This window comes from Chryseobacterium sp. SNU WT5 (assembly GCF_007362475.1).
Lineage (GTDB): Bacteria > Bacteroidota > Bacteroidia > Flavobacteriales > Weeksellaceae > Kaistella.
Map to the genome: position 1 here is coordinate 2,476,814 of NZ_CP041687.1, position 25,192 is coordinate 2,502,005.

A 25,192-nucleotide genomic window follows, 5' to 3' on the forward strand; every position below is an offset into this window, starting at 1 on the left:
AATGTAGAAGGTCTTTTTCTATGCTGAATTACGACTTGCGTTAATGTTCCCAAATAATGATCTCATCACCAGCTTTTCATAGGTGCTGCGATTTCCTTCTCCTTTCTGGATTTTGATTAATGCATATTGTTGAATACTCAATAGTGGTAAAACGATTTTTTCTCTAATCTTTACTGAAAGACGGGAAAGTGGTTCTTCTTCCATTAAGGTTTTAAATCCGGTTAACTCCAACATAAGATTTTTTGAAAGGGTATATTCCTCAAAAAGGATATTCCAAAACGGTCCGAATTTTTCATTCTTTGTCATGTAAGACGTGAGCGGAAAATATGATTTATTCATACTCATCATTGAATTTAGAACTAAGGTTTTAAAGAAATCGGAACCTTTGTACAGCTCTTTTACTTCTTCGAATCTTCCTTTGTTTTTTAATTCCTGCAACGCAAATCCAAAACCGAAGAAACCAGGAACGTTTTGTTTCAACTGGCTCCAGGATCCTACAAAAGGAATTGCCCGTAGATCTTCGAATCTTAATTCTTTTCCGGCACCTCTCTTTGTTGGCCGACTGCCAATATTAGTCTGGCCGTAAAATTCTAACGTGCTCATTTCCTGAAGATAAGATACGAATCTGGGGTGTGCTTTCAGATCAGAGTATTTTTTAAAACTGATTTCTGCCAATTCTTCTATGAGTTTCCGCTCTTTTTCGGTTAAGTCTTTTTTGTAATTTTTAAAAATATCGTTTTCAATTCCCGCAGTTAATAATTGCTCAAAATTATATTTTGCCTGATCTTTATTTCCGAAAACACTGGTAATAGTTTGTCCCTGAATCGTTAATTCTATTTGATGATTGGCAATTGTTTTTCCTTGAGACGCATAGAAATCATGTGTTTTCCCTCCACCTCTTGCAGGTGGGCCACCTCTTCCGTCAAAGAAAATAACCTTAATATCAAACCCATCCGAAACTTTTGTCAGTTGTTCTTTTGTTTCATAAATTTCCCAGTTGGCTTTCAAATAACCTCCATCTTTCGTACCATCTGAAAAACCTAGCATGATCGTCTGGACTCTTTTTCTTCGGTCTAGATGGCTGCTGTAAACTGGCAATTCATAAAGATCCTTCATTACTTTTTGTGCAAGATCCAAGCCTTCCATAGTTTCAAAGAGAGGCACAATGTCCATATTTATTTCGTTTTCAGCATATCCACATAATTTGAATAACGCGAATACGTTGAGAACATCTTTGATTGATTCAGAATTTGAAATGATATAACGACTCATTCCACGCTCTCCATTCTTTTTTTGAATATGTTTTACGTTATAAATATTCTGTAAAGTGTCCTTTGTAATACCTTCAAAATCACCTGGATTAAGGATTACGTCAGTTTTTAGAAGCCAGTCCAGTTTTTCTTGATCGGAAACAGTTTTGATATTTAAGTTGCTTTTTTTATAAATGATCTCGTCAATTATTTCCTGATGCACGCGACTGTCCTGTCGAATATCCAACATAGCGAAATGAGTTCCGAAGATTTTGACACGATCTTCAAAGTCTTCCAAAAGATTTTTGAAAAGCCCGTTATGTTGTTCAATAAGGATTTTTTTGGCACTTTTAATTTGAGTTAGGATTTGATCCGCAGAAATATATTTTTCTTCTCTGAAGATAGCGTCATACAAAACATTGCTTAAATCATCCAATATTTCAGAAACACCCCGAAAACTTAATCGTCTTCTAATGTTTTTAAGGTGGGCATAGTAGGATTTCAAAATAGAAAGTTGAAGTTCATGGGCAACCTGCTGCGTGATTTCTGCAGTTACAAAAGGATTTCCATCGCGATCGCCACCAGGCCAAAATCCCATTTGAATTAATTGTGGGGAAGGCGTGAAATTAGGCGTGGAAAAGGAGTTTTTTATTTTTTTGTACAATTCGCCAATCGTGTCGTAATATACATAACGGAGGTAAAATATAATGCTCATCGCCTCATCCAGAGGCGTTGGTTTTTCCTTATTAACAAAGGGTGTTTTTCCTAATTGTTGTAAGAGCATATCAATTTCGGTAACCGAATCAGTCATAATCGCTTTACGCAAATCATGTAGGATTCTTTGAACTGAATTTGGATAAAATTGGGTTGGGTGAGCTGTAAAAACCACTTTAACACCAAAATCTTTTAATTTTTTTCTAGTTGCTTCTAACTGGTGTTCCTGCATAGCACGCTCATGCAGTTGAAGTACAGTTCCGGCTTCGCTGTCTCCATGTAATTGTGGGAACGCAGCGTCTTCAATACTATCATATAAAACAACCTGTCGCTCGATGTATTGAATGATCTTAAAAAGAAGTTCAGTTTTCTGTTCCTCTGTCTTAAGGTCAGTATGTTTACTGAAAAAAGCTTCTACAATATCCTCTGGACTTTTCTCGGCTTCGTAACCCGTTTTGCTTTCTTCATACAAAAAAGGCAACAACATTCCAATATTAGTCATTTTATCATAGGGCAAACTCATGAACAGCGAGTTATAAATCTGGAATTTATTCTCGATGAGTTGTCGGAATTTTTCTTTTTTCTCTTCTTGTAGCATCTAACAAATTTAGTACAAATAACATTGGTTATCTTTTGTTTTAATAAAAATTCCTATGAAGAACTTAGAAATTCGTATCTTCATTTTATGAAATTAATGAAATTCTTATTCTTATTGATCACGCTAAATTCTTTTGCTCAACAAGGATTTCAAATTTCAGATTCGAAAAAAACGGTTATTCCCTTTAAACTTATTAATAATCTTATCTTCATTCCAGTAAATGTAAATGGGGTGGGATTAACTTTTTTACTGGATTCAGGAGTGAAAGAATCTATTCTATTCAGTTTGGAAAACAAGGAAATTAATTTTAATGAAATAGAGAAAGTCAAATTTTCCGGTTTGGGCGAAAGTATGGATATAGAGGGATTAAGTTCCCGAAATAATTTAGTCACAATTGGAAAAGATTACCGAGATATAAAACATACCATTTATATAATATTGGACGAAGGGATTAACTTTTCTTCACATATAGGTATTCCTGTAAATGGAATCATGGGATATAATTTCTTTGCTAACCACAAAGTTGAAATTAATTACAGTTCCAAAAAAATAACCGTATATAATAATAATGCATTTGCTGAAAAGAGGTTGCGCAAATTCAAAGATTTGCCCATCACAATTGAAAATAATAAACCCTATATAATGACAGGAGTTGAAATGACTGGTCATAAAATAGACTCAAAAATGTTGATAGATCTTGGAAATAGTGACGCAGTTTGGCTTTTTCCTAAACTAATTGAAAATTTCGAATACAACAGACCTAATATTGATGACTATTTGGGTAGAGGTTTTAATGGGGACATATTCGGAAAAAGAAGCCGGATTCACCGCATTTATATAGGTGATTTTATATTTGAAAAGCCATTAACTGCAATGCCGGATGAATATTCTATTCAAAATTTAAAACTCGTCCCGAACAGGAAAGGATCAATTGGAAATGAGTTGCTAAGACGTTTCACCGTAGTATTTGACTATCCGGACAGAAAAATACTACTAAAAAAGAACAAATTTTTCCGAGATGCATTTTTGTTTAATGCAAGTGGACTAGATATTCAGCATGATGGAATGGATTGGGAAAAGGATCTTGTAAAAATAGAAACGGTAAGAAACAGTCGGTCTACTGAAGCAATAAATGTTTACCAAGCTGAATCTGGTTTTAGATATAATTTTGTCTTGAAACCAAAGTTTTCAGTAGCTGGCTGCAGAAAAGATTCACCATGTTTTGTAGCTGGTATAAGGAAAAATGATCAAATAATTAGTGTTAACAATAAGAAGACCAGTGAATTGACCTTGCAGAAAATCAATAATATTTTAAAAGAAGATGATGGTACAAGAGTTAAAATACAAGTACAAAGAGCTGGTGAGATTCTAAACTTCACCATCACTTTAGTAGATCCTATACCTTACAAAGATGAAAATTGAAGAAACTGCATTAGATCATATTCGTTCACTACCAAGATTTAAAATCTATACCGATATCTCTCGTGAGGAATATACGGAGTATTTAAGAGGTTTTTTAAATGAAAGAACTCATGAATATACTGGAAATGTAAATAATGAGGCAGCAATAATTAGAGTAAAAACGGAAAACGATCATTATTGGAAACCTTGTCTCTCATTACGGACGGAAATTGATACGGAAGAAAATAAAACTTTAATAAGAGGTATTTTTGGACCTACCTCTGCAGTTTGGACTTTTTTTATGTTCTTAAATTTTATTTTCGGAATCATGTGGATGGTTACCATCACGCTTTGGTATGTAGAAAAACAAATTAAAAGCAATGATTTTAGTTGGGCATTGCCCTTTTCTTTCGTGATGTTGTTTTTGTTGCTTCTAACTTTTTTGGCCGCCCGCGTTGGTAAATATCTAGCTAGAGAAGAGATGGCTAAGCTTCGAAAATTTGCCGAACAGTCAATCGCAAATTTGGAATCATGGTAAGCTGCTTATAAATCAGGTTCTTGAGCAGCGATTACTTTCTCTCTTTTTGTTTGTTCCTCTAAAATTTTGCTAAGGTGTGGTTCAATGATCTTTCCTATTTCGTCAACTGAAATCTCATTTGAATTCGGGTCGTTTTCCAGAGATTTCCAAGGTTTCTTTTTGCCCCAATTATAGTCTCCAAATACAATTACTGGAGTTCCATTTGCTTTTACAGTGGCACCACCCTTGTTTAAAATCCATTGATCTGCCCAGTTGTAAAGGTATTTTGCGTCTTCTCTAAGTAATCGTAAACAAGAATGAGATGCAGGATATCCTGGTAAATCATATTCGTGCCACCCAATTCCTAAGGTATTATGAATGTTAAAGTTATAGGGCAACTTCCAATCGCTATCTACGGTGGAGATCGCCAATTCCTTCTTCCAGTTTGCAAACATTAATCCGCGCTTCGTTTGAGCATTTTTCTTACCTAAACTTGTAGGTCCCCATTTTATCAATGTTCCCTTTTCATAAAGAGCATAGGCTTGAATTGGATAAGAGAACAAAGCTATTTTCTTTACTTCTTTCAATTCTCCTAATTTTTTTGGAAAAGGGGAGTAGATCATCAAGGATTTATCAAATTTATCCGGAATAGAAAGAGTATCTGCCCGCCATTTATTTTTTGTATCAAGACGGTTCAAAGACAATATGATATTTTGTTCTTCCTTTGAGAATTCTTTACTAAAAGCCGACATTACAGAGTCTTTTTTCTTTTTTGGGAAGATTAAGGTTCGGTAAGTAGTCCTATTTTTCTCAATAGAATCTTTTCTTAAAGAATCCTTCTTAATCGTTTCTATAGAATCTCTTTTAGAGCTAATGTCTGGATTTAAAGTCGTTTTTTTCTCGCATTGAATGATTAAAGAAAGTAGAAGAAATACAAAAATTAAATTTAAAAAAGGTAGTTTTTTATTCGCTGGATGCATGGTTGTTTTTTATCGCATACCATTTACAAGAATAGTACCATCAGCCAAGGAATTATTTATGTTTCATATAAAATACGAAGTAATAAAAATCGATGCGATAATATTAAGTTTATTAGAACCCAAATAATGCGCGAAGATAAAAGATATTTTATACTAATATTGGGCTAAGTACTTTGTACTTATAGATAAATAGTATATTTTTATTGATCTTTTGAAAAAATATGTGGGAAATTTATCTGTTTTTTGTTTTTCTTTTATTTCTGCTGACGATACTACCAAAAATACCCAGTTCACATTGGATTTTTCGCGTAGCTGATTTTGGTAAAATTCAGATTAATTATTTCAGCCTGCTTACCTTTTTTGGCGGATTTCTCTTTTATGAAAATGAGGGGTGGTGGTACACTCAATCGCTTTTGTTGGTGCTTATTATATTTCATAGCGTTACGCTTATCAAATACACGCGATACTATCCAGTAAAGAAAATAATTTCTTCCGGTAAAAATTCTTCACAAAATATTAAAATTATTTCGGCCAACATTTACCAGTTCAATAACAAATACCATTTGTTTTCTGAACTCATTAAAAAACACCAACCCGATATTTTCCTCACCATGGAAAGCAACAAAAATTGGGAAGAGTCGCTTCAGCACTTAGAAAGGGATTATCCTTATCATCACAAAGTGACGCTTGAGAATACTTACGGAATGCATTTTTATTCAAAGATGAAGGTTGAGCGTTCAAAGACTCATTTCTTCGTGGCTGATGATATTCCCAGTATAGAAGTACATATTACCACAAAAGATGGTTTTGAATTTGTTTTCTTTGGAGTTCACCCACCACCACCGAGTCCTACTGAAGAAAAAACTTCTAAGGAAAGAGACGGAGACTTATTAAGCGCTGCAAAACGAATTAAAGAGATAAAGAAACCTGTTATTGTTATTGGAGATTTTAATAATGTCGCCTGGTCGAAATCCTCTATTTTATTCCGCAAAATAAGTCTTTTGATCGATCCTAGAGTTGGGAAAGCTTTTGTTTCAACTTTTCATGCGAAATATCGTTTGTTGAGGTTTCCAATTGATTTAATGTTTCATAGTGAAGATGTCTTCATCAAAGAATTAAAAACTTTAGAAAATTTTGGTTCAGATCATCTTCCTCTTTTTTGCGAGTTTTTTATAGACTATGAAAATAAAGACCAAAAAGACAAAATTGAAAAAGCTGATTCTGAAGAGAAAGCTGAAGCAATAGAAATGATCAAGGAAGGAATAGAAGAAGAAGGAAATAGGGAAATTTATGTAGACTAGATTTAGTAAAAGCCAATCTAATAAATGTGTTGGTTACATTATAAATGTTCTACTGGAGAATTACCAGAATCCATCACCTTTTTCTTAGAAGGTAAATTCATCAGTACGATTGCGAGAAGTATTAATATGATCCCAACCCATTGAATGACAACTACTTGTTCTCCTAAAAGAAGAAAGGCAGTGGTTACTGAAACGGGTAATTCTAAAGATGAAATGATACTTCCCAGACCCAATCCAGTTTTTGGAAAACCAATATTAAATAAAGTCGGTGGAATAATGGTCCCGAATAAAGCCAAAATGAAACCGTAGGTGTAAAATATGGAATAATCAAAAGGTCTTATATGTTGTGTATTCGTGGTGAAATTTAAATAAAATGATTTCAATATGTCAAAATGAAGCGGACCAATTTGTGCAAAAAATAGAAATATAAAAACAATTACTGCTCCTCCAGAAAGCATAATAATACTCTTTCTAAGCGCAGGAATGTGTGTAGCAATCTTGTTTGAAGTAAACATGGTCATGGTGAAAGAAGCTGCTGCTAATAAACCCCACATTATTCCGCGCCAATCCAATTTTACATCTAAGTTAATGATGTTAGTTGCTAATACGGTTCCCACTAAAACAATGATGGTTGCAAATATTTTTTTTGCATTCGGAAATTTCTTGGCAATAATACTTTCCGCGACTACACTGAACCAGACGGATTGCATTAAAAGAACAATGGCAATCGATACATTGATATATTGAACAGAAAGATAGTAGAAAAGGCTTGTGAATCCTAAGGAAGTTCCAGCCAGCAAAAGCATTAAAATTTCTTTAGTTGTGGGAATTGCAAGCTGCTTTTTGGAAGTTGCTTTCTGAATTAAATTTAATATCAGCAGCCCTATAAAACCTAAAACAAACTGTGAGGTTGTAACCTCAGAAGTGGTGAAGCCATCTTGGTAAGATAATTTAACAAAACTTGCCAGCATTCCGAAAATACTGGCTCCCGCGGCAACAAATAAAACCCCTTTTAATATATTTTTCTTCTCCATCTTTTTTTCAGCCTGCAAACTTAAGGTTTTAAAGTTTCTTAGTTTAAAAAAAGTAGAATAAAAAATAAAAGTAATTTAATAAAAAGATTTACTTTCTATACAATTCCAAATATCGCTGTGCAGAATGTTCCCAAGAGAAATCGTAGTTCATATTAGAATTCACCAGATCATTCATTAATTCTTTATTATTGTAGATAATCATTGCTCTATGAATTGCATGAACAGTTTCTTCAGCACTTGCTTCGCTAAAGTTAATTCCACTTCCACCCGTAGATAGATCTTCCACCGTATCTCGTAATCCACCAATGTAATGAACAATAGGAATTGTGCCGTATCTCATCGCATACATTTGGTTAAGTCCACAAGGCTCAACGCGAGAAGGCATTATTAAAAAATCCGAAGAAGCATAAATTTTATGAGAGAGATATTCTTTGTAACCTAAGTCCAGCGCAAAATTTGAAAATGTTTTTGAAAGATCCAACAGCTGATTTTCAATATTTTTATCTCCAGAACCAAGAACGACGAAATTTAATAATCCTTCTGTTTCCTGAATTGCTTTCTGAACGATCGCTGGTAGGAAATCAGCTCCTTTCTCACCGGCAAAACGGCCTATAAAACTAAAAAGTGGTAAATCTGGATTTAATTCATATTCTTTGCAAAGCGCATTTTTGTTTTTCTGCTTTCCTGGGATCGCATCTTTTTTGTCATAGTTATAATCTAAAAATGAATCAGTTTTTGGATTCCAAACGTCGGTATCAATACCGTTAATGATGCCATATGCTTTGGAATGCTCATTTCTCAATAAAGATTCCAGCCCCCGGAAATTTTCAAAAAGTTCATCCATGTAACCTCCCGATACGGCATTGAAGGCGTGACAGCATTTGATCATCGTTGCCAAAGGATTGAGAAATCCATTCCAATCCAATAAACCGACTTTGCTTCCATCAAACCACGGAAAGTAATCCAGCATTTCCCACTTCATGATTCCTTGGTATTCACCATTATGAATGGTTCCAATTGTTTTTACTCCTTTAAGAAAATTAAATTCCGGACAATTCTCCACCATAAAAGGTACTAATCCCGTATGATAATCGTGACAATGTAATACATCTGGACGAATTTTCATGGCAGTCAACCAATGTAATACACCATGTTGAAAAGCTAGAAATTGTTGGCTTTCATCCCAATAACCGTAGGGATTATCGCGATCGAGTAGTCCTGGGATCTTAACCAAATAGAGATCAAATCCCAAAACATTCGAACGTTCTTTCATTACGATAACCTGGAAACTATCATTGTGCTGGTGAATCCAACCATCAAATACTATTTCGAAACTATGTTCCTGCACGAAAGGTTTATTGTACCAAGGCATGACGACGCTGGCTTCAATACCATCGATTTTATTCAAATATTTAGGCAAGGCACCAACAACATCCGCTAAACCACCAACTTTGGCAACGGGATAACATTCTATCGATAGGTTGAATATTTTCATATAATAATTAATCTTCTGTTAAATTTATTTTATCTAAAAAAAGTAACTGATAGTTATCAATTTGATTTCTACTTGATCGTTTTGTTTATAGTGGGTTCTCCTTTGTTTATGTTAAGACGTAAAACGACAGCAGAAAGTGGAGGCAATCTTAAGGTCAACGATTCAATTTTCCTATAAGATATTTCTGCATTTATACCACTACCTCCAAATTCTTTATCATCTGAGTTGAGAAGAACTTCCCAGGTTTTATCTCCATTAATTTCGATTTGATAATCTAAAACTCGGGGAGCCAGGTTCAAACTAATCATTAAAATATCCTTTTCTGATGCCCCTTTTCTTAAATATACAAAAACGGAGTTATCTTGATCATTGGCTTCGATCCATTCTAAACCTTCGGGTGAAAAATTGTTTTCATAAAGTGCTTTCTCATTTCGATACAAATGATTAAGTGCTTTTACAAACTTTTGCATACCTTGATGAAGAGGGTAGTCGAGAAGATGCCAGTCAAGGCTCGTTTTAAAATCCCACTCATGAGTTTGGGCGAATTCATTTCCCATAAACAACAACTTGGCTCCTGGATGAGTAAACATATAGGTGTACAAGGCACGAAGATTTGCGAATTTTTCCCATTCATCGCCAGGCATTTTATAGATCATACTAGCTTTTCCATGCACGACCTCATCGTGCGAGAGTGGCATCATGTAATTTTCATTATAAACGTAGGAGGATGCGAAAGTCAGTTGATGATGCTCCTGTTTTCTGTTGACTGGATCTAATTTGAAATAATTTAAGGTATCGTGCATCCAACCCATCATCCACTTCATACCGAAACCAATACCTCCATCGTAAACTGGTTTTGTAAGTTTAGGAAAATCGGAACTCTCCTCTGCAATAGTTATCGTGTCGGGAAAATTTTTGTAAACCGCCTTATTAAAATCCTGTAGAAACTTTTTTGCTTCTAAGTTGATATTGTCTCCATCAATATTTGGTTCCCATTCGCCTTCATTCCGTGCATAATCTAAATACAATATCGAAGTTACCGCATCAACCCGTAATCCATCAGCATGATAACGGTCTAACCAAAATAAAGCGTTACTGATCAAAAACGATTTTACTTCTGGTCTGCCATAGTCGAAGATATAAGATTTCCATTCGGGATGAAAACCTTTTTTTGGGTCTTTGTGTTCGTATAGATGAGTACCATCAAATAAATGAAGCCCATTTGCGTCACCAGGAAAATGGGATGGAACCCAGTCCAGTAATACACCAATATCATTCTGGTGCAACTCATCAATCAAAAACATTAAATCCTGCGGTGAACCAAATCTGGAAGTGGCTCCGAAAAAGCCAGTGATTTGATAGCCCCAACTTGGATCGTAAGGATATTCCATTACTGGCATCAGTTCGACATGGGTAAATTCCATTTCTTTAATATACGGAATCAAATGGGCGGAAATTTCGCGATAGGTTAAGAATTTTTCTGGATTCTCGGTTGCTCGCATCCAAGATCCAAGATGAATTTCATACACGGACATTGGAGCTTTTAGGGAATTTCTGTTTGCTCTTTTCAACATCCAGGTTTTATCGTTCCACTCATACCAAGTAGTAGAAATTAAGGAGCCAGCCTGAACATTCTGTTCCCAACTTAAGGCGAAAGGATCTCCTTTTTCTAAAATAACACCATCATTTGTCAAAATTCCATATTTGTAGACTTCTCCCCATTTTAACCCGACAATAAAACCTTCCCAAACTCCAGAACCATCCCATCTTGGCAATAGTTTGTGCGTTTCTGTATGCCAGTCGTTAAAATTTCCTATAACAGAAACCTCTTTTGCATGTGGAGCCCAAACTGAAAAATAAACACCATCCTGATCATTTACTTTTAAAGAATGTGCACCAAATTTTTCGTATAATCTGTAATGATTTCCTTCCCGAAATAAATAAATATCATCATCGGTAAATAGGGAATAGGGAAGCACGGTTTTTATCATTGCAGTATTTTGAGTTTGCTTATAAAAGCAAATTTTTCAAGAAAAGCAGTGGAAGCATTTCTTCTTCAAATATATTTAAAATTAAGATAAGAAACTTAGCGCTCATTTTAATTTTTTGAAAAACTTAATTTTAGTAAATTTGAGGAAATATTATTTATGAAAAAGATTCAGATGGTTGACCTTCAAAGTCAATATTATAAAATAAAACCTGATGTTGATAATGCGGTTCTTAATGTGATGAATACTGCGGCATTTATTAACGGACCTGAAGTTAAATTTTTCCAATCCGAGTTAGAAGCGTATCTCGATGTAAAACATGTCATTCCTTGTGCGAATGGAACTGATGCTTTGCAGATTGCATTAATGGCGCTTAAGTTAGAAGAAGGTGATGAGGTGATTACCGCAGATTTCACTTTCGCTGCGACCGTAGAGGTTATTCATTTGTTAAAATTGAAATCAGTTTTAGTGGATGTTGATTATGATACCTTTACCATCGATCCCGAAAAATTAAAAGCGGCAATTACTCCAAAAACGAAAGCGATTATTCCTGTTCATTTGTTTGGACAATGTTCCAATATGGAAGAAATTCTAAAAATTGCAAAAGAACATAACCTTCACGTCATAGAAGATAATGCCCAAGCTATTGGATCTGATTTTACTTTTTCTGATGGAACGGTTAAGAAATCCGGAACGATGGGAATTATGGGAACGACGTCGTTTTTCCCTTCTAAAAATTTAGGATGTTACGGTGATGGTGGAGCAATTTTTACGAATGATGATGCTTTAGCGCATCAACTTCGAGGCATTGTAAATCACGGAATGTACGAAAGATATTACCATGATGAAGTTGGTGTAAACTCCCGTTTAGATAGTATTCAGGCGACGGTTCTGAGAAAAAAACTAACCTTACTCGATACTTATAATGAAGCTCGTAGAAAAGCTGCTGACTATTATGATGAAGCATTTGCTGATTGCAAAGATATCTTAACACCGACAAGAGCTGAAAACTCAACGCACGTTTTTCATCAATATACTTTGAGAATTCTGAATGGAAAAAGAAACGAATTGCAACAATTCTTAACCGAAAAAGAAGTTCCTGCGATGATCTATTATCCTGTGGCATTAAGAAAACAAAAAGCTTATTTCCAGGAAAGTAATGATGCTGATTTCGTGAATACAGATAAATTGTTGGAACAAGTTATTTCTTTGCCGATGCATACGGAACTAGATGATGAGCAGTTGAAGTATATTTCGGATGCGGTGTTGGAATTTATGAATAAAGTAGATTAATGAAGACAATACTCGTTACCGGCGGTCTCGGTTATATTGGTTCCCACACGGTGGTAGAACTTTTACAAAATAATTTTGAAGTCATCATTGTAGATGATTTATCAAATTCAGAAAAATTTATTTTAAATAATATTGAACAAGTTTCTGGAAAGAAACCCATTTTTTATCCTTTTGATTTAAGAAGAAAAGAATTGTTGGCTCAACTTTTTGATGCGCATGAAATTGATGGTTGCATTAATTTTGCGGCTTTTAAAGCTGTAGGAGAGAGTCAGGAGAAACCTTTGGATTACTACGAAAACAATTTGTTTTCTTTGATTAATATTTTACAGGAATTTAAAGAGAGAAATCTTTCCAATTTTATTTTTAGTTCATCTTGCACGGTTTATGGACAAGCTGATCAGCAGCCAATTGATGAGAATACTCCTTTGAAAATGCCGGAATCTTCTTACGGGAAGACGAAGCAAATGGGTGAGGAGATACTAAAAGATTTTGCGATCGCTTATCAAAAGAAAGTATCTTTACTTCGTTACTTTAATCCAATAGGAGCACATCCTACCGCACTTTTAGGTGAGTTGCCGATTGGTATTCCTAATAATTTAGTTCCTTTCGTAACCCAAACAGCTTCTGGAATTAGAGAAAAACTTTCCATTTTTGGTAATGATTATGAAACGCTGGATGGAACAGCAGTTCGTGACTATATTTACGTAGTTGACTTGGCTAAGGCGCATGTTGCGGCTTTATTAAAATTGATGGCAGATCCTTCCGAAACTCTAATTGATATTTATAATCTGGGAACAGGAAAAGGATCATCTGTTATGGAGGTGGTTGAAGCTTTTGAGGTTGCTAACAATGTGAAAGTGCCTTACCAGATTTGTGAACGCAGAGCAGGCGATATTACGATAGCTTATGCCAACGCGGATAAAGCCGAAAGGGAATTGGGCTGGAAAGCAAATACCTCTTTACAGGAAGCTTTGCGTACTACTTGGCAGTGGCAAAAGTATCTAGAAAACAGAAATAAATAATATAGTCACAATAATAAAAAAATCAGTCCCGTATTTATACAGGACTGATTTTTTATCTAAAGACTATTTATTTCATTATTACATTGGTGGGCCTTGATCATCATCACCTGTCGCATTACTGTTAATATCTTTTTTACGTTTAGGTGCATCGATTTTGTCCCCTTGTTTGAAGCGGTAACTTAGAGAGATGCTAAACTGTCGCGGCTGCCATTGCATGTAGCTGTATTGTGAGTAAGTAGGAGTAGTTATGAAATTTTCTCTCGAACGGGTATTGAAAATATCCTGAATGTTGAAAGAAATTGTTCCATTGCCTTTCCAGATGGTCTGGCTAGCCCCTAAGTTCACAGCATACATCGCTTCTCTTTTCGTAGATACGGTATTTTGTGCACCACGATAAAAACCTTGTATTTGGAAACTTGTAGTTTTAGTTGGTTTAAAAGTATTTGTTAAACGGAATCTTGTAGAAAAACCATCTCCTGAGAAATCGAAATCTTCATAAGATCCTTCATTTTTATAACCATAAATATCTGCACTCCCCATAATTTTCCACCATTTGAAAGGGTCGTACGTTGCATTAATATCTAAACCATACTGAGTTTCTGTTCCGGCATTTACAGGCATCGTATAAATTACGGTATTACCATCTGTATTCACTCCGCTGTACTGATACATATTTACTTCATCCTCAGATTTTTTATAATATAGAGTCGGGTTGAAGGTGACTTTACTTTTTGATAGATTATAACCCAGTTCAAAAGAGTTTTCATAAGTAGGATCCAAATCTGGATTTCCGCTGAAAAGGTTTCTGTTGTTATTATAAGACATGAAAGGAATTAAAAAGAACGAACGTGGACGGTTAATTCTTCTTGAGTAATTCAATAACAATTGATTGTTTTTATTAAGATCATAACTTAAAAAGACGCTTGGGAAAAATTTGAGATAGTTTTTATCAACATTAATCTGCGTTGCATCACTAACTCTTTTAAAGTTGACGTTGATGTCTGTGTTTTCAGCTCTTAATCCTACTTGATATCCGAAATTGTCAATCTTGCTTTTAAATTGTGCATAACCAGCAAGAATATTTTCGTTATAAGAAGTCTTGCTTGTAAAATTTGGCAATACAGCAATTGGACCATTGTTTTTACTTTCGTCTACAAAGTAGTCGTAATCATTTTTGTTAGAGTCAAATCGTGCTCCAGCTTCAATCTTAGATGATTCTCCGATGGGCAATTCATAATCTGCTTTTGCTAAATATTTCGTGTTTTCGGAGGTTGTAAGAATGTTATTTAAAGTTAAAGTTGAATTATCAAATTCATTATCATAACCATTTTCAATGGTATTAGATTTTCCGTCGCTTTTACTTTTCTGGTAACTTCCTGCAAGTGAAATCAATTGACCATTATCGCCTATTTTCTGGTCGTAACCTAAATCTGCCTGGAATGAATTATTCGTGCTCGTTCCCATGTTCAAACGATTGGTGAACTGATCTTCTAAAACAAAAGGTACATTTGGATATCCTACTGCAAATCTGTCTTTTACAATAACGTTGTCAAAATAGTTAGTCTCTCCTGTGGATTCATTATCGAAAGTCCTGAACATTACAGAAGCGTTCAGAGTAGCCTTTTCAGTAACATCAACTAAAAAACCTGTGGTCACATTGTAATATTTACTTTCTCCTTCATTGGTCCCATTCTGAATTGATTTCATTGAAAAACCATCATTCAAAGTTTGAGGGTTTAAAAAGGAGTTGAATTCTGAATTATTTTGAGATTTATTTCTGCTGTAACCACCACCACCATTGATGTAGTAAGTCCAAGAACCTTTTCTCCAGCTTAGATTCGTATTTAATCTCGTAGTTGGTAAATATCCTAAAGTCCCCTCTACACTACCGTTGAAACCAACTTTTTTTGATTTTTTTAATATAATGTTCAAAATACCGGCAGTTCCACTGGCTTCATATTTTGATGAAGGATTGGTGATTACTTCAATTCTTTCAATTTGATCAGCAGCAATGGACTGCAGAGCATTGGCTCCATCATCAATTCCTAACATAGAAGAAGGTTTGCCGTTGATCAGAAAACGTACATTGGAATTCCCACGCATTGAAACGGTTCCGTCTGTATCTACATCTACAGAAGGTACATTACTTAGAACATCTTGAAGATTACCACCTTTTGCAATGATGTCTAAAGAAGGATCATACACTTTTTTATCAATTTCTACACGATAAGCTTTTACGGCTTGTGCCGTAATAGTTACGCCTTGGATATCTTGTGTTTTTCCGGTTGTAACTGAGCTTTCATGTTCCACTGTAAATTTACCAAGATTTGCAGGACCAGAAATCTGCTTATTTAAAGTTGATTTTTTAAAATCAATCGCTTCGATGGTAATGTCGTAATTTCCGGGAGTTAAATCCAGTTTGTAGGTTCCTTTTTCGTCACTTAAAGTGGCGTCGCTAAAGAGTTTGTTCGCTTTATTACTAAAGGTTACAGAAGCGTAGGGAACCGCATTGTTTTGCTTGTCCGCAATGGTGCCAGTTACATTAACCTTTTGTTGCGCAAAAGCTAAACTTGCTGCTCCCAAAACGAAAGTTAATCCTAAAGACCGTTTTTTGATAATTGATGCAATCTCAATTTTGTTGCTCATAATTTTAGTTTAAACTATACAGATTGTTTTTTAGTACAAAAGTTAAATTAAACTTTTGTTTAAATATTTCTAAATTTTCAAAAAATCTCTAATTTTTTGATTTGTAATGAAATAGTAGAATAAATGTTATTTGATGTTTTTAGAATTGAGCCATTGCTGGTATGCTTTTGCGTTTATTTCGTGCTGCGCAGCGCTGGCTGTAAATTTGTGAAATCCAAACTTTGCAGGATCTGCACACATATAAATGAAATTATTACTTTCTGAATTGAGAACCGCATCAACCGAATTCTTATCAACCATACAGATTGGTCCTGGTGGAATACCTGCCGAAAAATACGTGTTATATGGAGAAGCTTCCTTTAAATGTTTATAGAAAACTCTTCTGATTGGATCTCCCTGGAAATTATTCGCTTTACTTACCGCATAAATAACCGTAGGGTCACTTTGTAATTTCATTCCTTTTCTGTGACGATTCAGATACAGGCCTGCAACCGTTTTCATTTCGTCAGGTTTACCGCCGGTTTCTTTATATACCAATGATGCCAACGCGTAGATTTGGTCACGACTTAACCCTAAACTTTGCTCTTTTGCTTTGCGTTCGGGTGTCCAGAAATGATCATATTCTTTTTCAAACTTTTTAAAGAAATCTTCAGGAGTGACGGTCCAGAAAAAATTGTAAGTATCAATGAAAAAATATTTCTTAAGATCTTCCGCATTTGTAAGACCTTTTTCACTTGCGATTTTATTCAAATCTTTTGCAAATCTTAAAGAGTCTAGTTCTGTTTTTTTGGCGACTTTTCCAATCATTTGATAGACGGTAAAAAAGTCTCCAATTCGGAAAGTATTTTCAGTTTGATTTCCGGCTTTAATCATATTCACTAAATCAGTGTTACTGGTTCCTGATTTAATTCGATAACGACCTGCCCGAAAAAAACGGGACATATTTTTACTTGTTGCCACTTCAGCAAACTGTTCCTTATTCTTGATATAAGGAGTAATCGAGTCTAATATAGAATTGAAATTTGCAGAGTGCGGAATAAGCACATAACCTTCTTTGGTTACATTGTTTCCGTAATATTTCTTATAATATTGATATCCAAAAAAACTTCCGATTGCAAAAATCAGAAATACAATGATCGAAATAATCCCAACGTTTATTTTCATAAATTCAATTGATATACCTTATATATTAATTTTGCCTTTAAATACCTGCTTTGCCGGACCTTCTAACCAAATGTTTTTAAAGCCTGCTCCGTCCTGTTCAGCATAAACTTTTAAATTTCCACCCAGAACTTTTACTTTTACAGAAGATTGGTTTTTATCTTTTAGAAAAACCAATGCTGATGCAGTTGCACCGGTTCCACAACTGAAAGTTTCATCTTCCACTCCTCTTTCGTAAGTTCGAATGAAGATCTCATCTTCATAAATTTTTTCCACGAAATTCACATTGATTCCTTCTTGACAATAAGACGCAGAATTTCTAATTATGTTACCATTTTCGTAAACTTTATAATTCTTTAACTTTTCTACGAAGGTTACATAGTGTGGAGAACCTGTATTTAACTCGAAATTTCCGTCAATTCTTTTAATTGATTCTACATCAATCATCTTTAATTTTATTACACCATTTTGAATTTCTGCTTCGTGTAGACCGTCAATCGCGATAAAAGTGACGTGGCCTTCGAATAGGTCGAGGAAATGAGCAAAGGCAACAATGCATCTTCCACCGTTTCCGCACATCGTACTTTCATTACCATCAGAATTGTAATAAACCATTTTAAAATTTGCAGAAGCATCATTTTCTAATAAAATCAATCCATCACCACCGATGCCAAAACGTCGGTCACATATTTTTTCTATAATTTGCTGATCTTTAGGAAACTGTAAATCCCGGTTATCGATCATTACGAAATCATTTCCTGTTCCTTGGTACTTAAAAAATTCGATGGTATTTTGCATAAAATAAAAGGTATTTACCCTCATGATTTTGGGACTGCAAAGATACTTAAAACTTTATCAATCAAAGAGAAAGTGAACATTGATAAAATTAGTTAATGTGCTTTCCTTGACTTGTTTTCTTCCATTCAAAATATCCGACAAATGCCATTGCAGTGAAAACGAAAAATTGAAGAGAGGTTATCCCTAAACCTTTGTAAATCATCATCGGGATACATATTAAATCACCTACGATCCAAAAGATCCAGTTTTCGATTTTCCTTTTTGCCATCAACCACATTCCCACCAAGAATATTGCGGTTGTAAGGACATCTAACCAATTTGCCCAATCCAAATGATACAATCCAAGTTGAACATTTTCCATTGAAAAATGATTATCAATAAAAGGTTTGTAATAATAAACGATGGTTACTAATAGTAAGCTGATCAGGAATAAAGCGGTTGCGAAAACCCATTCCTTGTTTGTTGCCCAAGAAACCTCAACATGAATATGATCCTTAGAACTTCTTGACCACAAAATCCATCCGTAAATACTCATCACCGTGTAGTAAAAATTAATCATCATGTCCCCAAGCAATCCAAATTTATAGAGGATATAGACATATAAAACAGTAGAAATAATTCCGGTAGGATAGACCCAAATATTTTTTCGAATTGAAAAAAATACACTTAATAAACCAAAAATAGTTGCGGTTATTTCGAGTGCTATTTGATAACCGTCATAAGACTCGTAAGGTTGTAAAAACAGATCGTAAAAATTCATGGTCTCAAAGATAAGAATTTCAGTAAATAAATTGAGGTGGGAAAGATGTGGGTATGCGGTCTCTAACGTAAATGAGACCCAATGAATATGGTTTGATTATTTCCAGAGTAAGAGTTTCAACTCGGAAGCTTCAGAATTTTACTGAAATAGTAGTAATAATTCAGTCAGGTGGAGAACATCTTATAGATATTACAGAAGCTCAATTTTATTTCGGGACAGAATAAGTAATTTCTCTTTTTCCATTTGTTTTAAAACGCGACTCGCAGCTTCTCGGGTAATTCCAAGTTCATCTGCCAATTGCTGATGGGTTACTGAAATTTCTTTTGAGTTGTAAAGCTGCGTTTTCTGTTTGATTAAATGCAAAAGGCGAGTGTCAATTTTTTGAAAAGCCACAGAATTCACAATATGAAGTAATTCTTCAAAACGTTTTTGATAAAGATTAAAAATAAAATCTGTCCAGTCTGGATATTTTTTTACCCAATCTTTAGCCTTATCTGCAGGAATCATCATCAATTCTGCATCTTCCTCTACAAGTGCTTTGATTGTAGAAGTTTCATTTTTCATTCCGGCAAGTATCGAAACAATGCAGCTTTCACCAGGAGTTAAGTAATAGAGTAGAATTTCGCGTCCATCATTTTCGGTACGAAATACTTTAATGCTTCCCGAAATTACCACAGGGATATTTTTGATATATGAATCCATATTGATAATGGTTTCACCGGCAGAAAAATGTTTAAGATTGCCAGAATCTTGAATCTCTTTAACCAAGTCTGCCTGGAAAATTTCTGTTAAAATCATGGCTTAAAGTTAAAGAATATTTAGTTCGAAAAAATTTCATAATTTTAAACAGGTAACTTTAGAAGTAGTTTTTTTTCTTTTTTTAAGGTTTTCCAACTTCCATATGGATATCAATGTTTTATCTGTTATCAAACAATTTTTCAAAAAGAAATTGGTGAATTATAGTTAATAATTACTAATTTTTTATATTTTTGGAAATCTTAAACAAATATAACATGTCAAATCTTTGGAAAACTAAATCTCTTGCCCAACTTCTGCAAACTGCGGATGAGTCGGAAAAGGGATTAAAAAGAACACTGAGTGCAGCGTCACTGGTGGCTTTAGGAATTGGAGCAATTATCGGAGCCGGCTTATTCTCACTAACAGGAATTGCGTCTGCAGAAAATGCAGGACCTGCTGTGGTGTACTCTTTTATATTAGCAGCTCTTGGTTGTGCCTTTGCGGGTTTATGTTATGCAGAATTTGCATCAATGATCCCTGTGGCAGGTAGTGCATATACTTATTCTTATGCTACCATGGGAGAATTTATGGCTTGGATTATTGGATGGGATTTGGTTTTAGAATATGCTCTTGGAGCAGCTACAGTTGCGGCTTCATGGTCACAATACGTCGCGAAGTTTATGTTGACCTTCGGGGTCACATTGCCAAATTCTTTGTTACATGGTCCTTGGGATGAAACCCCAGGTTATTTAAATTTACCAGCGATTATCATTATCTGTCTGCTTTCTTTACTTCTAATCAAAGGAACTAAGGAATCAGCATTGATCAATAATATTTTAGTAATTCTAAAAGTAACAGTTGTATTAGTATTTATCGCACTTGGATGGGGTTTTATTAATCCGGCGAATCATGATCCATTTATCCCGATTAACCAAGGAGAAGTGCTTATGTCTCAAGGTAAGATGGGCTTCTTTGAGTTTTTCCATAGTGATTATTTCGGTAAATATGGATGGAGCGGTATCTTAAGAGGAGCTGGGGTTGTATTCTTTGCTTTTATTGGATTTGATGCGGTAAGTACTGCAGCACAGGAAGCAAAAAACCCACAGAAAGGCATGCCAATCGGAATTATTGGATCTCTAATTATCTGTACCGTTTTATATGTATTGTTCTCTTATGTATTGACAGGATTAGAAAATTATGTAAACTTCAAAGGGGATGCGAGTCCAGTAACGACCGCATTCGCTAAGACAGGATATACGTTCTTAAATGCAGCCCTAACAATTGCTATTATCGCAGGATATACTTCTGTAATGTTGGTGATGTTGATGGGACAGAGTAGAGTATTCTATAGCATGAGTGTTGATGGATTATTGCCGAAGTTCTTCAGTGATCTGCATTCAAAAAGTAGTACGCCGTGGAAAACTAATGTAGTTTTTATGATTTTCGTAAGTTTATTTGCTGGTTTTGTACCCGTATCAGACTTAGGACACATGGTAAGTATTGGTACTTTGTTCGCATTCTCACTTGTATGTATCGGAATTATTGTCATGAGAAAAACGAATCCAGATGCCGTTCGTGGTTTCCGCGTTCCTTTAGTGCCATTTCTGCCAATTCTAGGTGTGGTCATCTGTGTAGCATTGATGGCTGGTTTACCAATAGAAAGTTGGGAGCGACTGGGGATTTGGTTAGCCTTAGGGTTGATAATTTATTTCCTCTACGGTCAGAAAAATTCAAAAATTAATGATACTCATTAAAAAATATAATCCCATCTTTATAAGGTGGGATTTTTAATATCCTTAAAGCTTATGAATAAGATCTTGTTAGTGCTATTTTCAGCAATGAGTTTAGGTGTTTTTGCGCAGAATGTCAGTTTTTCTACTTTATTAAAAGATGATATTTCAATTCGTGCCTTACAAATTAATGATGGTAAAGTTTGGTATACCGGAACCGATTCTAAATTTGGCTACGTGAATATAAATGATTCTACAGAGAAGAAGCAGTTGATACTATCTGACAAGAAGTTTCAATTTAGAACTCTCGCTCAGACTAGGACTGCTTTTTATACGGTCAATATTGAAAGTCCTGCTTATTTCTTTAAGATTAATAAAAAAGATTTAAGTTCTAGGATAATTGCTGCAGATACTGTAAAAACTGCTTTTTTCGATGCTTTTATTTTTGATCAAAAGAACCGCGGACTGGCGGTAAGTGATCCATATAAGGATGGCAAAGCTCATTTTAAATTGTTCTTCAATTCAAAGGTTCCAGTGCACTCATACCCATCTTATCTTCCAGGAGAAGCGCACTTTGCAGCCAGCAATTCTAACATTGCGATGAAAGGGAACAATATCTGGATTGCTAGCGGTGGTACCCATGCCCGTATTTTTAAAAATAACTTAAAAAAGCCTAACATATGGAACGTTTATAAAACTCCATTTATCCAAGGAACATCTTCCCAAGGGATTTATTCCATTGATTTTTACAATGATCAATTTGGTATTGCAGTCGGCGGCGATTATACCAAACAAGAAGAAAACATCAATAATATCGCCACAACAAATGATGGTGGAAAAACCTGGGAGATTCAAGCTTCCGGAACAAATGGTGGTTACAAAACCTGCGTAAAAATCAGACCTAAATCGAAAGGCAAAGATATTGTCGCAGTTGGTGATCAGAACATAGAATTTTCCAGTGATTACGGAAAAACGTGGAAAATTATTTCTGAAGAGAAAGGGCTATATGTTTGCGAATGGGTTGATGCCAACACCCTTGTTTTCGCTGGAAAAAATAGAATTATAAAGATGAAGTTGAATGAACAATGAATAAAAATGCCGCACTTCAATATATCAAATCCAACAATCATATCGGAATAAAAGCAGGAACAGAAAGGAATTCCTTCTTACAAATCTGGATGGTCATTTGTTGATGACAGGATTTTTGCTCGTTCTTGGGGTTTTGCAGAGAGAAGTTGGTACAATACTTTCCTAAATAATCCTTTTGGTGAAATACAGGGCGGTGATGCTATCTTTAAAATTAAAGCAGAGATTCCCGAAAAGGAAAATGGCTTGATGGAGAAAATTAATAATGCCTACTTGTCTAAATATACGTCCACAGAACACAATAAAAAATATGCAGAAGGAATTATTGAAGAAGATCATATTGAGAAAACAATGGAATTTATCATTTTGTAGAACTGAATTCTCAATATTGTGTCGATTTTCTTTGGATAAATTAAAAATTACGGAAATCTTCAACCATCAAATTGATTTCATCGCTCCTAACTTATTTCGTATTTTTGCAATGTGAAATTTCAAAATGAATTTCAGAAATCTTTCTAAAAAAACTTACTTCGACATGAACTCTTTGATCGATAAATACAATATTCCGGGACCTCGTTATACTTCTTATCCAACTGTTCCTTTTTGGGATGATGCTAGTTTTACAAGCGAACTTTGGCAGGAATCAGTGATCCGTACTTTTAATGAAACCAATGATTCAGAAGGGATTTCGGTGTATATCCACTTACCATTTTGTGAGAAACTATGTACCTTCTGTGCATGTCACAAAAGAATTACCAAGCAGCATTCAGTAGAAACACCTTATTTAGAATCTGTTTTAAAAGAATGGGATTTATATGTCAAATTATTTGGGAGAACTCCAAAGATTAAAGAATTACATTTAGGTGGTGGTACACCAACTTTCTTCTCGCCAGAAAATTTAAAGATATTATTAGAAGGCATTTTCTCAAAAGCAGAAATTGCTGAAAATCCCGAATTCTCTTTCGAAGGTCATCCTAATAATACCACCAGAGGGCATTTGCAAACTTTATACGATCTAGGTTTTAGAAGAGCCAGTTTTGGAGTACAGGATTATGATCCACAAGTTCAGAAAGCGATCAATAGAATTCAACCTTTTGAAAATGTGAAAAATGTAACCGATATGGCCAGAGAAATTGGTTATAAAGGTGTTTCTCATGATTTAGTGTTTGGATTACCATTTCATACTTGGGAGAAAATGGAATATACCATTCGTAAAACTTTGGAACTGAAACCAGACCGTTTGGCATTTTATTCTTACGCCCATGTTCCTTGGATTAAAGGGGTTGGACAAAGAGGTTTCGATGAAAATGATTTGCCAAGTGGTGAAGAAAAAAGAAAATTATATACCAACGGAAAAAAATTATTAGAAGAGCTAGGTTATATCGAAGTTGGGATGGATCACTTTGCTTTGCCACATGACGATCTTTATCAGTCGATGGTTTCGGGAGATATTCACCGTAATTTTATGGGATATTCTTCCAGTAAAACCAAATTAATGGTAGGTTTAGGAATGTCGGCAATTTCTGATTCCTGGTATGCGTTTGCTCAAAGTAACAAAAGCGTGGAAGAATATCAGAAGATTGTAGAAGATGGAATTATTCCAGTTGTGAAAGGACATATTTTAAATCAAGAAGACTTAGTGATCAGACAACATATCCTAAATTTAATGTGCCGGTTAGAAACTTCTTGGGATCTACAAACCAGTTTTCCTGAAATTGAAAATGCCTTGGAAGCTTTAAAAGAAATGCAAACTGACGGTTTAGTTGAAATTACGGATAATAAGATAAAAATAACCGAAAAAGGTCGTGCTTTCACAAGAAATGTGGCGATGACTTTTGATTTAAGAATGATGCGAAATAAGCCCGAAACCCGGATTTTTTCGATGACGATATAATTAGGAAAGCGACTTGAGAAAGTCGCTTTTTTTATTTGCAGTTTTGTTAATACCTCTCCCTTTATCAAAGTAAGCAGAGATTTGACTATCTTTATGAGTACAAGTATTTTACAGATATTTTTAATTAGAAAAACAAATATTAAAATTTTACAATATGAAATTCTCAATTTGAAAAGTACTACCAATTATTTATCCGCTTTATTATGATTATTACAAATAGCAATCTCGATGATATTCCAGAAATTTTTAGACTTTACAGGCTGGCTACCGATTATCAAAAGCTCGCATTTCCGGGAAATATATGGCCAGAGTTTGACCTAGATTTCATTGCAACGGAAGTAATTGAGAACAGGCAGTTCAAATTAGTAATTGACAATACAATTGCCTGCATTTGGGCAATTACTTACAATGATGCAATGATCTGGGAAGAGAAGGAAAATAATGACGCAATTTACATTCACCGCATTGCAACTAACCCTAAATTTCGTGGAAATAATTTGGTCCAAATCATTTCCGATTGGGCCAAAGATTTTGGTAAAAAAGAATATAAGAAATTTATTAGAATGGATACTTGTGGACAAAATGATCGACTGATCAATCATTATAAAAACTGTGGTTTTGACTTCTTAGGAATGAAAAAATTGAAAGATTCTTATGGCTTACAGGCCCATTATCAAGATGCTGATGTTTGCTTTTTCGAGATCAAATTAGATTAATTATTCTTAAAATTGATGACTAAATATTATCATCATCCTAATCTATCATCGATCGGTTTTTTAAAAATGT

General features: G+C 34.7%; 20 protein-coding genes. 10 read left to right on the forward strand and 10 right to left on the reverse strand.

Annotation, left to right across the window (positions count from 1 at the left end):
• Positions 1-18: 18 nt before the first annotated feature.
• Positions 19-2,562 (reverse strand): phosphoenolpyruvate carboxylase, encoded by a 2,544-nt coding sequence (locus FNJ88_RS11750; RefSeq protein WP_143853332.1) that lies wholly within the window; start codon positions 2,560-2,562, stop codon positions 19-21.
• Positions 2,563-2,658: 96 nt separating this feature from the next.
• Between FNJ88_RS11750 and FNJ88_RS11755 the strand changes: the two genes are divergently transcribed.
• A complete protein-coding gene (locus tag FNJ88_RS11755; RefSeq protein WP_228414526.1) occupies positions 2,659-3,984 on the forward strand; it encodes a PDZ domain-containing protein in 1,326 nt (441 codons plus the stop codon).
• Positions 3,974-4,501 carry a hypothetical protein gene (locus tag FNJ88_RS11760; RefSeq protein ID WP_143853334.1) on the forward strand — a complete coding sequence of 176 codons (528 nt, stop codon included), beginning with the start codon at positions 3,974-3,976 and terminating at the stop codon, positions 4,499-4,501. Before FNJ88_RS11755 ends, FNJ88_RS11760 begins: the two co-directional genes overlap by 11 nt.
• Positions 4,502-4,506: 5 nt before the next feature.
• Here the strand turns inward: FNJ88_RS11760 and FNJ88_RS11765 are convergent, their stop codons facing one another.
• Positions 4,507-5,460 carry a L,D-transpeptidase gene (locus FNJ88_RS11765; protein WP_143853335.1) on the reverse strand — a complete coding sequence of 318 codons (954 nt, stop codon included), beginning with the start codon at positions 5,458-5,460 and terminating at the stop codon, positions 4,507-4,509.
• A gap of 221 nt (positions 5,461-5,681) precedes the next feature.
• Between FNJ88_RS11765 and FNJ88_RS11770 the strand changes: the two genes are divergently transcribed.
• On the forward strand, positions 5,682-6,761 hold the full coding sequence (locus FNJ88_RS11770) for an endonuclease/exonuclease/phosphatase family protein (protein ID WP_143853336.1): 1,080 nt from the start codon (positions 5,682-5,684) through the stop codon (positions 6,759-6,761).
• A gap of 38 nt (positions 6,762-6,799) precedes the next feature.
• Here the strand turns inward: FNJ88_RS11770 and FNJ88_RS11775 are convergent, their stop codons facing one another.
• The 3 genes from FNJ88_RS11775 to glgB all read right to left on the reverse strand — a co-directional run bounded on the left by FNJ88_RS11775 (position 6,800) and on the right by glgB (position 11,281).
• Positions 6,800-7,795, reverse strand: a complete 996-nt coding sequence (locus FNJ88_RS11775; protein ID WP_143853338.1) for an EamA family transporter — start codon at positions 7,793-7,795, stop codon at positions 6,800-6,802.
• An 88-nt stretch (positions 7,796-7,883) separates the two neighbouring features.
• Entirely contained in the window at positions 7,884-9,290 is a 1,407-nt protein-coding gene (locus tag FNJ88_RS11780; protein ID WP_143853340.1) for a glycogen synthase, read from the reverse strand.
• A 68-nt stretch (positions 9,291-9,358) separates the two neighbouring features.
• Positions 9,359-11,281 (reverse strand): 1,4-alpha-glucan branching protein GlgB, encoded by a 1,923-nt coding sequence (gene glgB, locus FNJ88_RS11785; RefSeq protein WP_143853342.1) that lies wholly within the window; start codon positions 11,279-11,281, stop codon positions 9,359-9,361.
• A 156-nt stretch (positions 11,282-11,437) separates the two neighbouring features.
• Here glgB and FNJ88_RS11790 point away from each other — a divergent pair, with 156 nt between their 5' ends.
• Both FNJ88_RS11790 and galE read left to right on the forward strand, forming a co-directional pair.
• Positions 11,438-12,571, forward strand: a complete 1,134-nt coding sequence (locus FNJ88_RS11790; protein ID WP_143853343.1) for a DegT/DnrJ/EryC1/StrS family aminotransferase — start codon at positions 11,438-11,440, stop codon at positions 12,569-12,571.
• Positions 12,571-13,593 (forward strand): UDP-glucose 4-epimerase GalE, encoded by a 1,023-nt coding sequence (gene galE, locus FNJ88_RS11795; RefSeq protein WP_143853345.1) that lies wholly within the window; start codon positions 12,571-12,573, stop codon positions 13,591-13,593. Before FNJ88_RS11790 ends, galE begins: the two co-directional genes overlap by 1 nt.
• Positions 13,594-13,671: 78 nt before the next feature.
• On the opposite strand, the gene FNJ88_RS11800 is transcribed toward galE, so the two are convergent.
• The 5 genes from FNJ88_RS11800 to FNJ88_RS11820 all read right to left on the reverse strand — a co-directional run bounded on the left by FNJ88_RS11800 (position 13,672) and on the right by FNJ88_RS11820 (position 19,756).
• Positions 13,672-16,239: a TonB-dependent receptor gene (locus FNJ88_RS11800; protein WP_143853347.1), complete on the reverse strand. Its 2,568-nt coding sequence runs from the start codon at positions 16,237-16,239 to the stop codon at positions 13,672-13,674.
• 126 nt (positions 16,240-16,365) lie between these two features.
• Positions 16,366-17,403, reverse strand: a complete 1,038-nt coding sequence (mltG, locus tag FNJ88_RS11805) for an endolytic transglycosylase MltG (protein WP_143853349.1) — start codon at positions 17,401-17,403, stop codon at positions 16,366-16,368.
• Between the two features lie 18 nt (positions 17,404-17,421).
• Complete coding sequence (dapF, locus tag FNJ88_RS11810) at positions 17,422-18,198, reverse strand: diaminopimelate epimerase (protein ID WP_143853351.1); 777 nt, start codon at positions 18,196-18,198, stop codon at positions 17,422-17,424.
• Positions 18,199-18,286: 88 nt separating this feature from the next.
• Complete coding sequence (gene pnuC, locus FNJ88_RS11815) at positions 18,287-18,958, reverse strand: nicotinamide riboside transporter PnuC (protein WP_143853352.1); 672 nt, start codon at positions 18,956-18,958, stop codon at positions 18,287-18,289.
• Between the two features lie 189 nt (positions 18,959-19,147).
• Positions 19,148-19,756: a Crp/Fnr family transcriptional regulator gene (locus FNJ88_RS11820; protein WP_143853354.1), complete on the reverse strand. Its 609-nt coding sequence runs from the start codon at positions 19,754-19,756 to the stop codon at positions 19,148-19,150.
• A 215-nt stretch (positions 19,757-19,971) separates the two neighbouring features.
• Between FNJ88_RS11820 and FNJ88_RS11825 the strand changes: the two genes are divergently transcribed.
• The 5 genes from FNJ88_RS11825 (at position 19,972) to FNJ88_RS11845 (ending at position 25,122) form a co-directional block, all read left to right on the forward strand.
• The gene (locus FNJ88_RS11825; RefSeq protein WP_143853356.1) at positions 19,972-21,450 is read left to right on the forward strand and encodes an amino acid permease; all 1,479 of its coding nucleotides are present in this window, start codon (positions 19,972-19,974) and stop codon (positions 21,448-21,450) included.
• Between the two features lie 51 nt (positions 21,451-21,501).
• Complete coding sequence (locus tag FNJ88_RS11830) at positions 21,502-22,515, forward strand: WD40/YVTN/BNR-like repeat-containing protein (RefSeq protein WP_143853358.1); 1,014 nt, start codon at positions 21,502-21,504, stop codon at positions 22,513-22,515.
• Between the two features lie 111 nt (positions 22,516-22,626).
• A complete protein-coding gene (locus FNJ88_RS11835) occupies positions 22,627-22,884 on the forward strand; it encodes a hypothetical protein (protein WP_228414626.1) in 258 nt (85 codons plus the stop codon).
• Positions 22,885-23,047: 163 nt separating this feature from the next.
• The gene (gene hemN / locus FNJ88_RS11840; RefSeq protein ID WP_143853925.1) at positions 23,048-24,406 is read left to right on the forward strand and encodes an oxygen-independent coproporphyrinogen III oxidase; all 1,359 of its coding nucleotides are present in this window, start codon (positions 23,048-23,050) and stop codon (positions 24,404-24,406) included.
• A gap of 203 nt (positions 24,407-24,609) precedes the next feature.
• Complete coding sequence (locus FNJ88_RS11845) at positions 24,610-25,122, forward strand: GNAT family N-acetyltransferase (protein ID WP_143853362.1); 513 nt, start codon at positions 24,610-24,612, stop codon at positions 25,120-25,122.
• Positions 25,123-25,192: the final 70 nt, after the last annotated feature.

Coding starts and splice junctions, on each gene's coding strand:
- FNJ88_RS11750 (WP_143853332.1), bottom strand. CDS start 2,562: ATGCTACAAGAAGAGAAAAAAGAAAAATTCCGACAACTCATCGAGAAT.
- FNJ88_RS11755 (WP_228414526.1), top strand. CDS start 2,659: ATGAAATTCTTATTCTTATTGATCACGCTAAATTCTTTTGCTCAACAA.
- FNJ88_RS11760 (WP_143853334.1), top strand. CDS start 3,974: ATGAAAATTGAAGAAACTGCATTAGATCATATTCGTTCACTACCAAGA.
- FNJ88_RS11765 (WP_143853335.1), bottom strand. CDS start 5,460: ATGCATCCAGCGAATAAAAAACTACCTTTTTTAAATTTAATTTTTGTA.
- FNJ88_RS11770 (WP_143853336.1), top strand. CDS start 5,682: ATGTGGGAAATTTATCTGTTTTTTGTTTTTCTTTTATTTCTGCTGACG.
- FNJ88_RS11775 (WP_143853338.1), bottom strand. CDS start 7,795: ATGGAGAAGAAAAATATATTAAAAGGGGTTTTATTTGTTGCCGCGGGA.
- FNJ88_RS11780 (WP_143853340.1), bottom strand. CDS start 9,290: ATGAAAATATTCAACCTATCGATAGAATGTTATCCCGTTGCCAAAGTT.
- glgB (WP_143853342.1), bottom strand. CDS start 11,281: ATGATAAAAACCGTGCTTCCCTATTCCCTATTTACCGATGATGATATT.
- FNJ88_RS11790 (WP_143853343.1), top strand. CDS start 11,438: ATGAAAAAGATTCAGATGGTTGACCTTCAAAGTCAATATTATAAAATA.
- galE (WP_143853345.1), top strand. CDS start 12,571: ATGAAGACAATACTCGTTACCGGCGGTCTCGGTTATATTGGTTCCCAC.
- FNJ88_RS11800 (WP_143853347.1), bottom strand. CDS start 16,239: ATGAGCAACAAAATTGAGATTGCATCAATTATCAAAAAACGGTCTTTA.
- mltG (WP_143853349.1), bottom strand. CDS start 17,403: ATGAAAATAAACGTTGGGATTATTTCGATCATTGTATTTCTGATTTTT.
- dapF (WP_143853351.1), bottom strand. CDS start 18,198: ATGCAAAATACCATCGAATTTTTTAAGTACCAAGGAACAGGAAATGAT.
- pnuC (WP_143853352.1), bottom strand. CDS start 18,958: ATGAATTTTTACGATCTGTTTTTACAACCTTACGAGTCTTATGACGGT.
- FNJ88_RS11820 (WP_143853354.1), bottom strand. CDS start 19,756: ATGATTTTAACAGAAATTTTCCAGGCAGACTTGGTTAAAGAGATTCAA.
- FNJ88_RS11825 (WP_143853356.1), top strand. CDS start 19,972: ATGTCAAATCTTTGGAAAACTAAATCTCTTGCCCAACTTCTGCAAACT.
- FNJ88_RS11830 (WP_143853358.1), top strand. CDS start 21,502: ATGAATAAGATCTTGTTAGTGCTATTTTCAGCAATGAGTTTAGGTGTT.
- hemN (WP_143853925.1), top strand. CDS start 23,048: ATGAACTCTTTGATCGATAAATACAATATTCCGGGACCTCGTTATACT.
- FNJ88_RS11845 (WP_143853362.1), top strand. CDS start 24,610: ATGATTATTACAAATAGCAATCTCGATGATATTCCAGAAATTTTTAGA.